This window comes from Bradyrhizobium sp. STM 3562 (assembly GCF_045571435.1).
Classification (GTDB): Bacteria; Pseudomonadota; Alphaproteobacteria; order Rhizobiales; family Xanthobacteraceae; genus Bradyrhizobium.
In genome coordinates, this window is sequence record NZ_CP120694.1 from 6,832,014 (window position 1) to 6,846,184 (window position 14,171).

The 14,171-nt window shown below is 61.8% G+C and carries 12 protein-coding genes; 5 read left to right on the plus strand and 7 right to left on the minus strand.

Going from position 1 to position 14,171, the window contains the following annotated elements; translation table 11 throughout:
• Positions 1–469: 469 nt before the first annotated feature.
• From P6U23_RS31545 to P6U23_RS31560, 4 genes are all read left to right on the plus strand, one after another.
• On the plus strand, positions 470–2,536 hold the full coding sequence (locus tag P6U23_RS31545) for an ATP-dependent helicase (protein WP_407176269.1): 2,067 nt from the start codon (positions 470–472) through the stop codon (positions 2,534–2,536).
• A 129-nt stretch (positions 2,537–2,665) separates the two neighbouring features.
• Positions 2,666–3,400 carry an SDR family NAD(P)-dependent oxidoreductase gene (locus P6U23_RS31550; RefSeq protein WP_407176270.1) on the plus strand — a complete coding sequence of 245 codons (735 nt, stop codon included), beginning with the start codon at positions 2,666–2,668 and terminating at the stop codon, positions 3,398–3,400.
• A 231-nt stretch (positions 3,401–3,631) separates the two neighbouring features.
• Positions 3,632–5,362 carry a peroxidase family protein gene (locus P6U23_RS31555; protein ID WP_407176271.1) on the plus strand — a complete coding sequence of 577 codons (1,731 nt, stop codon included), beginning with the start codon at positions 3,632–3,634 and terminating at the stop codon, positions 5,360–5,362.
• A 41-nt stretch (positions 5,363–5,403) separates the two neighbouring features.
• Positions 5,404–5,814: a hypothetical protein gene (locus P6U23_RS31560; RefSeq protein ID WP_024508196.1), complete on the plus strand. Its 411-nt coding sequence runs from the start codon at positions 5,404–5,406 to the stop codon at positions 5,812–5,814.
• Between the two features lie 9 nt (positions 5,815–5,823).
• On the opposite strand, the gene P6U23_RS31565 is transcribed toward P6U23_RS31560, so the two are convergent.
• The gene (locus P6U23_RS31565; RefSeq protein ID WP_407176272.1) at positions 5,824–7,929 is read right to left on the minus strand and encodes a BTAD domain-containing putative transcriptional regulator; all 2,106 of its coding nucleotides are present in this window, start codon (positions 7,927–7,929) and stop codon (positions 5,824–5,826) included.
• A gap of 36 nt (positions 7,930–7,965) precedes the next feature.
• The gene (locus P6U23_RS31570) at positions 7,966–9,300 is read right to left on the minus strand and encodes a YcaO-like family protein (RefSeq protein WP_407176273.1); all 1,335 of its coding nucleotides are present in this window, start codon (positions 9,298–9,300) and stop codon (positions 7,966–7,968) included.
• A gap of 81 nt (positions 9,301–9,381) precedes the next feature.
• On the opposite strand from P6U23_RS31570, the gene P6U23_RS31575 reads away from it, so the two are divergent.
• Positions 9,382–9,936 (plus strand): hypothetical protein, encoded by a 555-nt coding sequence (locus tag P6U23_RS31575; protein ID WP_407176274.1) that lies wholly within the window; start codon positions 9,382–9,384, stop codon positions 9,934–9,936.
• 250 nt (positions 9,937–10,186) lie between these two features.
• On the opposite strand, the gene P6U23_RS31580 is transcribed toward P6U23_RS31575, so the two are convergent.
• The 5 genes from P6U23_RS31580 to P6U23_RS31600 all read right to left on the minus strand — a co-directional run bounded on the left by P6U23_RS31580 (position 10,187) and on the right by P6U23_RS31600 (position 14,162).
• Positions 10,187–10,540: a hypothetical protein gene (locus P6U23_RS31580; RefSeq protein WP_407176275.1), complete on the minus strand. Its 354-nt coding sequence runs from the start codon at positions 10,538–10,540 to the stop codon at positions 10,187–10,189.
• Between the two features lie 466 nt (positions 10,541–11,006).
• On the minus strand, positions 11,007–11,378 hold the full coding sequence (locus tag P6U23_RS31585; RefSeq protein ID WP_407176276.1) for a hypothetical protein: 372 nt from the start codon (positions 11,376–11,378) through the stop codon (positions 11,007–11,009).
• Positions 11,379–12,290: 912 nt separating this feature from the next.
• Entirely contained in the window at positions 12,291–12,749 is a 459-nt protein-coding gene (locus P6U23_RS31590; protein ID WP_407176277.1) for a DUF3788 domain-containing protein, read from the minus strand.
• Between the two features lie 157 nt (positions 12,750–12,906).
• Positions 12,907–13,569, minus strand: a complete 663-nt coding sequence (locus tag P6U23_RS31595; RefSeq protein WP_407176278.1) for an FMN-dependent NADH-azoreductase — start codon at positions 13,567–13,569, stop codon at positions 12,907–12,909.
• Positions 13,570–13,616: 47 nt separating this feature from the next.
• Entirely contained in the window at positions 13,617–14,162 is a 546-nt protein-coding gene (locus P6U23_RS31600) for a carboxymuconolactone decarboxylase family protein (RefSeq protein ID WP_407176279.1), read from the minus strand.
• Positions 14,163–14,171 lie beyond the last annotated feature (9 nt).

Consider the following 14,171-nt stretch of genomic DNA (forward strand, 5'->3'; position numbering starts at 1 on the left):
TGTTGGCGGCGCGCAGGCTGGAACTCAGCGCAAGCGATGTTTGCCTTCAGGATGTTTTCGGTTCCAGCTTTGAGCGAACACGCCGCGAAAGTTCCAAGCCGCGCAAAGCGCAATAGCGCGGCCCGAACTTATCTCGATACCAGCAGAGCTCGTGCCTGGAACTTTTCAAAGCACAACGACGACCCCGCGGACGATCAGGTGACGGAGCCGGTGGCAAGCGCAAACGTGCGGCACCAGCCGCGCATTTCGCCTATGCAAAATCGCGCGCGATCGTTGCAGGACCGAGCAGCGATCGATGAACTGCGCACCCGCGAGATAAGCCCTCCAGCTCGCGCCAGTGCCGGAGAGTGCCTTTCTTGCCTGCCTTCGTCGGGCGATCATCCCCCGAAAGGCGTTGCCCCGTGAGACCGCGCGCCCAGCGCGTTGCACAATCAGACGAAATCGCTGATTCTGTCTCGAGGGGCGATTCGTGCTGACAGCCGCTGCGACATATCTCGATCAACTCAATCCGGAGCAGCGCCGTGCCGTCGAGCATGGCGTGGAGCCGCAGGGCACGGCTGGGCCGCCGCTTCTGGTCATCGCCGGCGCCGGATCGGGAAAAACCAACACGCTCGCGCATCGGGTTGCGCATCTGATCGCCAACGGCGCCGATCCGCGCCGGATCCTGTTGATGACCTTCTCGCGCCGCGCAGCCGGCGAAATGAAGGCGCGCGTCGAGCGCATCGCGCGCAAGGTGATCGGCGAAAATTCCGCCCTAATGACCGACGCGCTGACCTGGGCCGGAACTTTCCACGGCATCGGCGCGCGGCTGTTGCGGGAATATGCCGAACGCATCGGGCTCGATCCCGCCTTCACCATCCATGATCGCGAGGACTCGGCCGACCTGATGAACCTGGTCCGCCATGAGCTCGGATTTTCCAAGACCGAGCGCCGCTTTCCGGCCAAGGGCACCTGCCTTTCCATCTATTCCCGCTGCGTCAATGCGGATGCCTCGCTGGAGCAGGTGCTTGGCCTCGCCTATCCCTGGTGCGCCGGCTGGGCGGGCGAGTTGAAGGCGCTGTTCGCAGCCTATGTCGAAGCCAAGCAGGCGCAGAACGTGCTCGATTACGATGATCTCTTGCTGTACTGGGCGCAGATGGTCTCGGATGCCGCCCTGGCCGTCGAGATCGGCTCGCACTTCGACCATGTGCTGGTCGACGAATATCAGGACACCAACCGCCTGCAATCTTCGATTTTGCTCGCGCTCAAGCCGCAAGGCGCCGGCCTCACCGTCGTCGGCGACGACGCGCAATCGATCTATTCCTTTCGCGCGGCCACCGTGCGCAACATTCTCGATTTCCCGAGCCAGTTCTCGCCGCGTGCGGAAATCGTCACGCTCGATCGCAATTACCGCTCGACGCAGCCGATCCTCGCGGCGGCCAATGGCGTCATCAGTCTCGCCAGAGAACGCTTCACCAAAAATCTCTGGACCGAACGGTCATCGTCGCAAAAGCCGCTTCTGGTGGCGCTGCGCGACGAGGCGGACCAGGCGCGCTACGTGGTCGAGCAGGTGCTGGCAAACCGGGAGCAAGGCGCGCTGTTGAAGCAGCAGGCGGTGCTGTTCCGCACCTCCTCGCATAGCGGACCGCTCGAAATAGAGCTGACCCGCCGCAACATTCCCTTCGTCAAATTCGGCGGGCTGAAATTCCTGGATGCGGCCCATGTCAAGGACATCCTGGCGCTGCTGCGCTTTGTCGAAAACCCGCGCGATCGCGTCGCCGGTTTTCGCGTCCTGCATCTGTTGCCGGGCGTTGGCCCGGCCACCGCCCAGCGCGTGCTCGATGCGATCGCGGACGCCGCCGAGCCGGTCACGGCGCTCTCCAGCCTGCCCGCACCTCCCCGGTCCGGCCGAGACTGGACCGCCTTCGTCGAGACGATCAGCGACTTACGCGCCTGCCGATGGCCCACTGATCTCGAACTTGCCCGCGCCTGGTATCTACCGCATCTCGAGCGCGTTCATGAAGATGCGGAGGTTCGCCGCGCCGATCTCATCCAGCTCGAGCAGATCGCCGGCGGCTATGCCTCGCGCGAGCGTTTCCTGACCGAACTCACACTCGATCCGCCCGATGCCACCAGCGACCAAGCGGGCGTGCCCTTGCTCGACGAGGATTATCTGATCCTCTCGACCATCCATTCCGCTAAGGGCCAGGAGTGGAAGTCGGTATTCGTGCTCAACGTCGTCGACGGCTGTATTCCCTCCGACCTCGGCGTGGGCACCTCGGCCGAACTGGAAGAGGAGCGCCGCCTGCTCTATGTCGCGATGACCCGCGCCAAGGACGATCTGCATCTGATGGTGCCGCAACGCTTCTTCACGCATGGCCAGAACGCGCAAGGCGATCGCCACCTCTATGCGTCGCGGACGCGCTTCATTCCGGAAGCGTTGCTGACGCTATTCGAGCGCACGAGCTGGCCGAAGGCCACCGACGCCGCGGCAAGACTCGCAAGCCAAGGTCCGCGCATCGACATCGCCGCCCGCATGCGCGACAGGTGGCGATAGCCGCGAACGAATTGCCAAAGCCAGGACGGAGCGCGGCTGCGCGCCGACATCTCGGCCCCTTGCCGACAGGTGCGGCCGACCTAGATTCATCAGCGCTTTTGACGACAGACACTCGATCGGAGGTCGGCGATGGTGACACAAAAGTTGCGTGGACGAGTGGCATTGGTGACCGGCGGCTCGCGCGGGATTGGCGCGGCCATCGTGAAGGAGTTGGCTGCCGCTGGCGCCGCCGTCGCCATCAACTACCGATCCCATGCTGAGCAGGCCGACGCCTTGGCCGAAGCAATCCGCAGCGCGGGCGGCAAGGCCGTCGCAGTCCAGGCTGACGTCTCGCAGGCGGAAGCCGTTACAAAGATGATGGAACGCGTGAAGTCCGAGCTCGGGCCGATCGACATCCTCGTCAACAATGCCGGCGTCGCGATCGTCCGCGGCGTCGATGATCTCTCCGAAGCCGACTTCGACGAAACCATCGCCGTCAATTTAAAGTCCGTCTTCCTGTGCACGCAAGGGGTGTTGCCGATGATGCGTGCGAAGAGATGGGGCCGCATCGTCAACATTTCCTCGGGCGCGGCACGCGGCGCCGGGTCGATCGGCCCTCACTACAATGCGTCCAAGGCCGGAATGGAAGGATTGACGCGCGGCTATGCGGCGCGCCTCGTCAAGGAAGGCATCACCGTCAACGCGGTGGCGCCTTCGCTGATCGAAACCGACATGATGAAAGGCCAGGAGGGCCTCGTCGCTCGCATACCTCTCGGACGATTTGGCGAACCCGAAGAGGTTGCCACGGCGGTGATGATGCTCATCAACAATCCCTACATGACCGGCCAGACCATCGCCATGAGCGGAGGCATGGCGTTCAATTGAAATTTCAGAAGCAGGTGCTTGGGTCGGCGAAAGCGCATGGCGCGCATCAAGCGAACTAAGCGTCGCGCTCCTTTTTGACAGTCGAGATCAAGCGCGCCGCGAACGGAGATCGTGGCGGGATGCACCATCGATGGCGCGATGGCGACGACATCCAATGTCATCACCAGATCACGATAATTTCACGGCAAGCTCATCAGTCTTGTGACCGAAACGCAAGATGAGAAACCTCAGATGGCCGCACGCAGCGCTGATGCATCTCGCCGGGCTTGCAGTATCGCGCGAGCCGGCAACATCACACCAAGCGATGCAGCTCCGGGTTTCCGTCACTTCCTCGGCAATCCGCAACCGTCACAGCGCTTCCGCGTCTTCGGTATCGATCCACTTAATTCGCCGGAACATCTGCCGCGCGTGCGGGCGTTGATGAACCGCCTGTCGCGGCGCATGGATGCCGAAATACGCTGGCCGGCGCACGCCGACGGCTCGATCGCGCGTTGGGAAAATCCCTCGATCCCGTCCGGCTACACCTACCTGCTGCAATTTGTGGCGCACGATCTGGTTCACTCCACGATGCCGCTGTCCATCGTGGGCGAACTCGGCAGCGCCGTTGCGAATGCCCGGCGCGCCCCGCTCCTGCTCGAAAGCCTTTACGGCCATGGCCCGGTCGGATCGCCGCATCTCTACGCGCTCGATGCGCCGAGCGACGACCGGCGAACCAAGCTCCGGCTCGGGCGTATGCGCTGGAAGGAGGCAAACGGCCAAACCGGCTGTCCGTTTCGCGACATCGCACGCACATACGCCGAAAATCTGACGGGCATTGAACGCAACGTTCGCGGACGCGCGGCGCTGACCGACACGGTGCTCGCCGATGCACGCAACGACGACCATGCCATCATCTCACAGTTGACGGCGCTGTTGGCAACGCTGCACAACGGCCTGGTTGATCTTGCCCGCCGCGGTGAGCCCGTAAGCGAAGCGAACGGCCGCTTCGCCGCGGCCTTCAAGCGCTTCCTGTGCGCGCGCGATGCACTGATCGCGATCTACCACAACATCGTCCGCAATGACCTGATGCGGCGCGTCATCCATCCGGAGATCTACGCTGCCTATTCGAGCGAGGTCCCGCCCTTGATGGATCAAAGCCACGGCGAAGACGACTGGCGAATTCCGCTGGAGTTTTCGCATGGCGCATTTCGCTTCGGCCATGCCATGGTGCGCCCCGAATATCGCATCAACGATCTCTCGACCCACGATCTCAACAACACGCTGGAAAAGACCTCCACGAACGATCCGGTCAACATGCCGCTCGACGAAACGTGGATGGTGCAATGGTCCCGCTTCTTCGAGATCCGCGGGTCGAGACCGAATTTCAGCAGGCGCATCGGACCCTATCTCAGCGATGCGCTGGGCCACGATCAGATATTTTCATCCTTCGACGAAACCGATCGCGTCGGCCTCCTCTATCGCGACCTCTTGGGCGCATCGCTTGCAGGCCTGTGGTCGGTCGACGCCTTGGTTGCGGAGATCGCGGCCAGGAGGCCGCATTTCGTCAACCCGTCGCGGCTGCTTTCCGATCAAACTTACCGAAAAAGCCAGCTCCGGGAGTGGTTAGCGGCCGCACCCGCTTATGGAGCGTTGAGGCCAGAGGACATCGATACGCTCGCGAGCGATCCGCCGCTGCCGTTTTTCGTCCTGTTCGAAGCGATGCAGGAGCCGCAGGAGGGTTTTTGTCTCGGCCGGCTCGGCTCGATCATCGTCTCGGAAGTCGTCTTTGCCGCGCTCGCAGGCGCACGAGGCTCGCTCGGATGCGAACACGACGCACTGACCGATCAGCTCGCCCATTTTTCCAGACGCTACTACGTAAGGAACGTTTTTTCGGAAATCCCCGAGATTCAAAGCATGGCGCAGCTCGTGGAGTTTACCGCCGGCATTGCCGGCCTCGAGCACGCCGTGCCCGCATTTCTGTGAACGGAATTGTTCCGATTCACTTAAAAGCAGGAGGAGCAAAGATGCGGATCGAAAGGCTGCAAATCACCAATCACGAGCGGTGGGGGAAGCTGGTGAAGACCTGGTCGACGGGCAAGAATTATCTCGAGGACGACAATGAATACCCCGTGCCCACCACGGTCGAGGAATTCAAGGAGCAACTCGCCAAGGCTCAGGTGTTTGCGACGGTGCCGGAGCGCTTCAAGCACATCCAGTTCGTGACCTCGGACCAGGAGACCCTGCTGTTGAAATTGCCGCCCAAAGTCATGATCGAGGATTCCGAGGCAATGCTCAGCGAGCCGGGATCCACCTACCCGATTCCGCCGTTCTACAAGCGCCTCTTCAACGGCGTTGATCCGGTGATCCCCGAAAGCGAAAAGTTCAAGGTGCACGCCGAGCGCATCGGCGATTACACGATGAGCCTGTGCGCCTGAAAGCCCAACTCACGCGGCCAGTTGGACGATGCCTTTGACAGGAAGCCCGGCGCCACCGAGCCCGTCGCGCAGGGCTTCCCATCGTGCAGATATGCTGATCGGATGGGCCTGCAGCACCCAGCGTGCAATGGCTTCGTCCGTTGGTGCAACGGGCCCAACCCAGAACGAACGTATGCCGTTCAGAAAGCGCGTTGCCGCTTCCCGGGCGAGGTCCGGCCGCCCGAGATGGAAGAGCGCCGCCGCCCGCCACGCAAGCAGAATCTTGACGACATCATTGGCGCGATCGCTGGCCTCCACCGCGGCGGCATAATCGCCGCAGAGGAAACCGATGATGCTGTGGTACGCCCATTCGAGATAGGACGGCACCGGAGAAAGCGAAAGCGCCTGGTCGGCGCGCAGCCGGGCCTCCTCGATCGAGCCGCAAAAAGCCCAATAATGCGCGGCCGACAGTAACGTCCAGGGATCGTTGTCGTTCAGCTCGCAGGCGAGCTCCATATGCGGCGCCGCCTCGGCCTCGCGCAGCGCCATCGCATAAGACCAGCCGCAGCACAGATGCGCCCTGGAGTCGACGGGATCGAGCTGGACCGCGATCTTCGCGAGCTCGAGAGTGGTCTTCGCCTTCTCGATATCCCGGAAGACGCCAGGATGGACGAAATGCTCGATGTTGTTCATCTGCACGAGGCTGGAGTAGCAGGGCGAAAAGGACGGGCTCTCGCGGATGCCGTCGCGAAAGATGGCGACGGCGCGATGCCAGCTTTCGGAGTCGAATTTCGCGATGAGATTTTGCCCGCGGAGCCAGCGGTCGTAGATGTCGAGCGACACGTCGGGCTCGCCGGCGAGCCGTTTCAGCCGTTCGGCGGACAACTGCACGTTCAACGCGGCCGCGATGCGGCGGATAATGCGCTGCTGCGCCTCGAACCAGTTGCCAAGACTTAAGCGAAAGCTCTCGCTCCAGACGAAGAGGCCGCTGGCATCGTCCTTGAGCACCATCACGATGTTGACTTCATTGCCGGCCTGATAGGCGGTGGTCTCGATGCTGTATTGCGGCGCCGAGTCGGATTTGGGGACGACAACGGCGGCCGGCGGGCGATCGACGACGCTCCATTCGCGGAAACGCACCAGCGAGGCGGCAAGGTGCAGGCTGAATCCCTGCACGAGATGGGCGTGATCGGCATCGACGCCGTGCATGCCGAACGGACGCAGCACGAGGCGAGCTTTCGGAAGCGCATTGACTGCCGGAAATGACGAAACGGCAGGCCGGCTTGCCGGTCGCTCAATCGAGCGGACAAGCTGCCCGCCTTCGCGGTGGGGGGCCTGATCGACGCCCACCCGCTCGAACGCACCGAGCTTGATGCTCGCGACAAGCTCCTGCGTCGGCCTCGACGGCTCCATGCCGTAGTCGCGATCGAGCAGATCCCACAGAGCTTTGTAGATGCGGAGCGCGCCCGCGACGTCTCCTTCTTCGGCATGCGCCTGCATCAGATGGCAGCAGGCCTGCTCATGGGTCGGGTCGAGATTGACGATGGCGGACGCGACGTCTTTCCTCGCCTCCGCCGTGAGATTTTCCGCCGCGAATGCCGCACTGAGGCTGCGCATCAGCCGCTCATGGACGGTCTGACGCTTGGCGAGCACCCAGACCCGAAACGATGGGTCGAGGTCGTCCATCCCCTCGAGCAGCCTTTCATCGAGCCGCGAGATATCGAGAAGCAGCGGATGCACCCGCCCCTCTTCGGCAAGCCGCAGCACGCTCTCGATATCGATGTCGAGTTGTTCCGGTTCGATGCCGATGGAGAGGCGGCCTGCCGCGAAGCCGGCAAATCCGGCCTCCTCGAGGATGGATCGCAATTCGCGGACCACCTGGCGCAGCGAGGCGCGGGCCTTTTCTTCATCCGACCGGCTCCACAACAGCCCGACCAGGCGTTCCCGGCTCTCCTGCTTCGTCTCGCATAAGGCAAGATAACCGAGCACGGCGGCCGCCTTGCGAGTCCGCAACTCGATCGGCCGTCCGTTCAAGCGAATGGCGCAGCGTCCGACCAGCGAAACGGACAGGCGTGGTGCGCCGTCCGCCGCGCCAGCCAATTCCCGCGTATTCGGGAGACTAGCCGTACCTTCCATCACGCATTTCTCGTCATGCCGCGCATGCCGCCCAAACTATAGCAAAGGAATGCCGCCAGTATAAGCAGCGCCGCCGCCGGTCCGTGCAATCGTTTCCGCAAGCCGCGGCGTGACGATTTCCGACGGTTCGAGCTGGAGCGAAGGCGCAATGATACGGGCCACCGGCACCGAGAACAGCGAACGCGTCAAATCAAGGCAATATGCTTCGATCGCGCGCGCTTGGAGGTGCCGGGCAATCGCCGCCAGGGCGGCACGCGGAGTGCTTCCGTCAATTCCGATATGTTCCGCATGCGCGGCAATTGGCTGCAGCAATATGCATTGGTCCGCATTGATTGCCGTGGCGCGCTGCAGATGGATGAGATCCCTGGCATTGAGCCCGGCGTCTCCGCGCTCTCTTCGCTTGGCGTCAACGACGACAGCGGCGAGTTCGACCTGGCACATCTCGAAAATCGCGGGGCGGATCGCGGCAGCTAGCGTCGGCCGCGCGGCGAGCCCGAAGGCAAAGCCAAATCCATCCCGCCGGCATGAAACTGCAGCGACCACGGGAATGCCGATGTCCGTCGTGATGTCCAAGAGCCAGGTGCGTCGCGACGTTGCGCCGGTCGGACGGAGTTGCCCTAGCAGCGCTTCAATCTCGGCTGTGTGCTGCGGCGGGACGGCGCGGCCGCGGCTTCCGCCACGCCACCAGAGGCTCGCCGCGTCACGCTCGATCAATTCCAGCAGGCCATGCAGCGCCGCCCCCTCCCAGGAGGTGCCGGCGGCCGATCCGATGCTCAGCGGAAATGGCGGCACGAAATCCTGCCGCGCCGGCGGTCGGCGCAAGCACAAATCTGCGGGCAGCCAGATCTCGCTGCCGTCGCCGAGCCGCTTTGCCGGATGCCAGGAAAGCTCCGCATCCGCGTCAGTGCGGGTTGCGACCAGGCTTCGGCTCTGCGGATCGAGCGAGTCGATGTGCTCGCCGCGACCGGATTGGAGCAGCGCGTCATTGCTGGTCTGGAGCTGCGAGAGATATTCGATCGCTTCGCCGATGCACCTTTCAAACGCCTGCTGCAGTGACAAGCCCACGCCGGAGACGCCGATCACAGGGCTACCCTGGTGCAAAGGATCGGCCAGGCCAGGATCGAATTCCGCGCCCAGGGTGACGAGACCGGGCGCGTCGGGCGCGCTCAGCTCAAAAATCCGGACAGCGCGCGAGGCCGTTCGGAGCAGACGGGCGCGATGGCGCGTCTCGGCGTCAATATCCGCCGCGCCGGCCGCCCCTGGGGGCGCGTAGCCGAGCGCTTCCAACAAACCCTGTGCCGGACGGCCAAGCTCGCCTTCTGGTTGTTTTCCCTCCAGCGACAAGGCGGCGCTTGTAAACACATCGGTCATTGGCGCTCGCTCACGGTAGTCTCACGGCAGGCGAAGACTCTTGCGATGGCGCTCGTCTTTGTTCGTGCTTCGGAGGAACGTATGCCCGCAAAAGCCTTCGCCATCGCCTTGGCTGCCGATATTGCCCGGTCGGACTACGCAAAGCCAACCCTGATCCGAAGCCGCAGCCGCGAGTGGCTGATTGCCTGCCGGTGGGGACCGGAAGGCGAATATCTGTCGATCGCCACCACCGGAACCAGCCTGGATCCCGGCGGCCACCACGCGCCGGAGGTGATCAGGCCGGTTCACACCATGGTTGGGGTGCTGGCGTCGGAATCCGAGAAGGAAGACACCTCCACCTTTCTGCTGGTGCGCCAGCTACCTACGCCGATCGAACTCGCCGGCACCTTCTTTCCTGCCGACGGCTACGCGGTATTACAGCAACGGGACGATATCCGTCTCATCTGCAAGACGCGCTATTCGCATAGCTGCGGCTGGCTGGATGGCAGGGAGATCCGCAAGGACATTCCCGACCCCGCGCCGGCCTCGGCTGAAGCGATGGCCTGGCACATCGAAGCCATGCGCGCCAATTGGATCGGCGAGTTCTTCCCCGCCAGCGAACCAAAGCAAAGGACGCCGTTGCGCGCCACGGCCTGAGCACTGCAGGCCGTTCCTCTCGAACAGGCAGCGGCGTCAGCGCAAGGCGAAACAAAAATCCGACAAACGCGAACGCATCACACTCCAAGGGACATGGATGGAGCCGAAGCGCTATTGCGGGCCTCGGGCATGATCCGGACCCGAAGCCGCCGCGTTAGCGCAAAATGTGCGGCGGCTCTTCCGAAAAATCGTGGTCAAACAAGAACCTCAGAAGCGCGATAACGGTTCAACCTGATCTTATCGTGCTTCTTTAGGAGACGATCTTGAGCGGCGGTTTCGCCTTTGGCTCGAGCGTGTCGCGATGAAGGATGCATCTGCCGTCGGCGTCGATCGTCACCCTGGTGGAGCGGGGATCGGTCGCGGTCAGGAAAGACTGTAGAGCAGCCCGACTGCCATCGGAGAGCCCAAACAGTCCGCGCATCAGTTCAAAGAAATCCGGCTCCTGCGCGACATAAAGCAGCTCACGCAGTTCCGCACCGGTGTATTGCCCCAAAGCCGAAAAAAGCCACTCCGTTTCCTCGACCGGATCCTCTTCCGGCTGACGGTTCAAATAGTAAATGACCGACTCAGCACTCATTTTTTGTCTTCTTTCCCCCTGCATCAAACGGCAAAAATACCCTCAATGCGGGATCATGCGCAGACCAGCGTGATTTCAGCGTGAGGAGCCACATCGCGTTACCAGCGGCGCCGACCCGGGGAAGCGAGCCGCTCGCAAAAGACGCGAGCGCGCGCGGAAAGATGCAGTCACACCCGGCCTCCAACGTGATTTGCTTGGCCGGGCGCGGTGCCCCCACGGACCGATCCGCCGATGCGGGACCATGATCAAGACGGCTGGGGGCACCCGATGGTCCGGTAACGAAATAACGGCGTGCTCGCACCAATTCGGCGGGCAGCCTTCGCCTACGTAGTACTCGCCTGCGTTTATTCCAGATTTATACTAATAATTTAATGGATAACCGGGAATCTCTTCTTTACCTTACACGGCCAATACTTGATTTAGCTTGATCTCGAACGGAATTCGAGCAACTCGCGGATCGCGTAAAAGCGCGCAAAGGGGGACTTGGCCCCAGTTACTTCGTTCTTCGGTCCTTGCTCGGTGCTTTGGACGCCGTGGCAGGTGCTGGTTTTTTGAGATCGTCGGCCATTTGGATGCAGGTGAGAAGATCAAGGTAGCTGAGGCTGCCCAACGCGACCGCTTCACTGTGGCAGCGGTTGCGAACCGCACCGGAAGCTCCTCGCCAGATCGTGTTGAGTTTCTCCCTGGCCGCCGTTTCGTCGCGAATACAATCCGCAACGCTCTGCACCTCGGAAATCCGCATGGCTTTGTCCTCGGCCGACCTGCCCTTGCACAGCGCGTCCACGTTCAATTTCGGGAATCGATCGGCGACCGGTATTGCCAATTCCGCCCCAAGCAGTGCCAGCGATAACAGCGCCACCTTCATCCGGGCCTCCCGTAACCTGACAGGCTCTCGTCGATTGAACCTCGCGCGCCACGACAGAGTTCAACGCCAGAGGAGAAGTTCTCAACCTGGCGCTTGAAGCCGGTCTCGCGACCGGCGTTAGGGCCAACGCGGATCGTCCGAATATGGCCGCGCCCCGATGCGGCGCGGGGGAAGCGCTTTCGCAAGCTCCCGGGTTCTTGGATCCGGGTTCCTGGACATGGCCGCGGGGGTTCCCGCGCGACGCCTTTGCCCCGGGGCGTGGCGGCCACCTCGGCCAAAGGGACCGGTATGCTGGGATGCTTGGATCGGTGGTTGACTCGGGACCAGCCAGCGATCAGAAAAAACCCAATGATTACTGGTCGGAGTGGTAGGATTCGAACCTACGATCCCTGCGTCCCGAACGTAAATAGCGGCCGAAAAGATCAACAAAAACAATGAAAGTTGCTCGCGATTGACCACCTTTATCGCCGTTTGTTCCCGTCGTTTCGGTGGTCAATCGGTGGTCAGATCCCGCGACCATCTCGCCCTGTCGACCGGTCGTGGGTTCGAGTCACAGCGGGGGTATGTCGACGCCCGAGCATCGCAATTTTCTTGGCACGAGCCACGCCGGCCCGCTGTGCGAGCCGGACTTCGACTTCCTGAGCCAATTTGCTCCGGGCGTTCCAATCATTCTGTATCGGCACGCATGAGCCAATCAGTGAGCGTCTAACAGGCAATGCTGGTCGCGAAGTCTGCCTAGCCGCCAGGAGCCCTCCAGCCGGCTGCAGGAGCCTGCGACGGGCGTGAAGGCAGGCGGCGTTGGGCTGCTGCTTGGCGCGGGGGCGGCGCGGCAGACTCCGATTGAAGCAGAAAGACTCATATACTCTTCGTATCCTTGGAGCTATCGCCGGCAAACCAGCATTCCTGTGACCTTCAACCGCGCGACTTTTGCGGGCGCTTCATAGTCAGAAGGTTCGTCACATCATGCAGATCATCTGCCGATGCGACAGCAATCGTTAGCCATTTTCCGTCGATGTATGTTTTCGCGTCATCGTAGAGTTTGATCAATTGCGGGTGCCAAACATAGCGCCGCTCCTCAAACTTTTCTCGCTCTGCTCTACCCATGACCACCACAGCTGAAACTCGTCGGAATTCCGGCACCAGGTGGCAGAACGCCTTGGTCTTCTTGTAACGCAGGGACCAACCGCGGTTCTTTCCACCGTAGAGCCAATCCGGCGCGAAAACTTCGGGGTAGGATTCATCGATCCAGGACCGCAGCTTGGCCGAGTATTCGAAGCCATCTGCTCCGATCCAGTCTCGAACGGTGCTTTCATCGGGCGATGCTGATTTGTCGGTGATCCTGTCGCCGATTTGCGGAAGCGTACTAATCATCGGAAGACTCGTGTTGATAGTCCCGCGGGGGAGAGCCGGAGATTAAACGGGCGCTCGTCAAGCTTGCCATGGGCCCTCAGAATGCCGCCGGTGCGACTTAGTCCAGAGCACGGAGAGCATTGCGATACGGTCTGGCGATACTCGAGAGCACGGCTGATCAAGCAGCGACGTCTCGAAGCTCTCGCACGACTGTCAAGTCGATAGCGTCAATTACCTTCTCGCTCGCTAGCGGAGCTTGGCCCTCTTCAATAAACGCGGTGGCCTGCAGCGGAAGGAATAGCAGCGTCTTTAGCCCAATAGAGTTCAGTGCCAGCGTCAGATAGGGCGTGAGAAAATCAGGCTGATTTCCTCGCTCTCCGGTAAAGACGCCGCCGGAAGCGACGCCGATAAAAACCGGACGATCCGGAAGCATTCCCACCTTCCCAACGGGCGTTGACTCCATTGTGCGGCCGACGCGCAGGACCTGGTCGATCCACGCTTTGAGAACCGAAGGGATGGTGAAGTTGTGCATTGGCGTTCCAATGACAATCACATCAGCCGCCTCGACTTCCCGAATGAGCGTTTCGGCAAGGTCCAAAGCGCCCTTCAGCGGTGCCGCCAGTGTGGCCGGCGATGACAGCGTATCCGCGTAGTCAGCCGTGGCGTGAGGCAGAGGATCAGCTCCAAGATCACGCCGCCTGATGCTCGCATCGGGCGCAACCTGAAGAAGCTTCTTGACGATCGCCGCCGAAAGCTCACGGCTATGCGATTTCGGGCGAGGACTGCTATCAATATGGAGGATATTCATGCGAGGGATCCAAATGGCTAGAAGCTCTTGCATCAACCGCCTCCATAGCTCCTTGGAGGCGATTGATACCACTGGCAGACTCAGATCGACCCGGCCGGTGCGACGGCGGGGAAGTCCTTGTCGGGATGGAACACGTTGTTGAAGAAGTTCGTCAGCGAGTACATGGCCACGAGCGCGACGATCTCCATGATATTCGCATCCGTGTAGCCAGCATCGCGGACGGCTTGCAGATCGGCGTCTGTGACATGACCACGGCTCTCGATGATCTTGCGTGCAAACTGGACGGCGGCATCCCGCTTCGGGTCGGTTGCGTGACCCTTTCGCGCGAGAATGATGTCGTCGGCCGGTAGCTTGGCCATATGCTCCGCAGTGAAGCTGTGCACCGTCAGGCAGTAGTTGCAGCCGTTCACCTCGGAGACGGCGAGGCCGATGCTGTCGCGTGTCTTGACGTCGAGCGCCTTGCTCAATGAGCCGAGCAGAGCGGCCCATGCGTTGAACGCGATCGGGCTTTGCGCGAAGGTCGCCATCATGTTTGGCGTGAACCCGATGTTCTTGGTGAAGATATCGAGGGTTGGTTTCGAATCGGCCGGCACGTGTTCCGGCTTCAGAGCAGCAGCTCTGGCCATGATATTTCT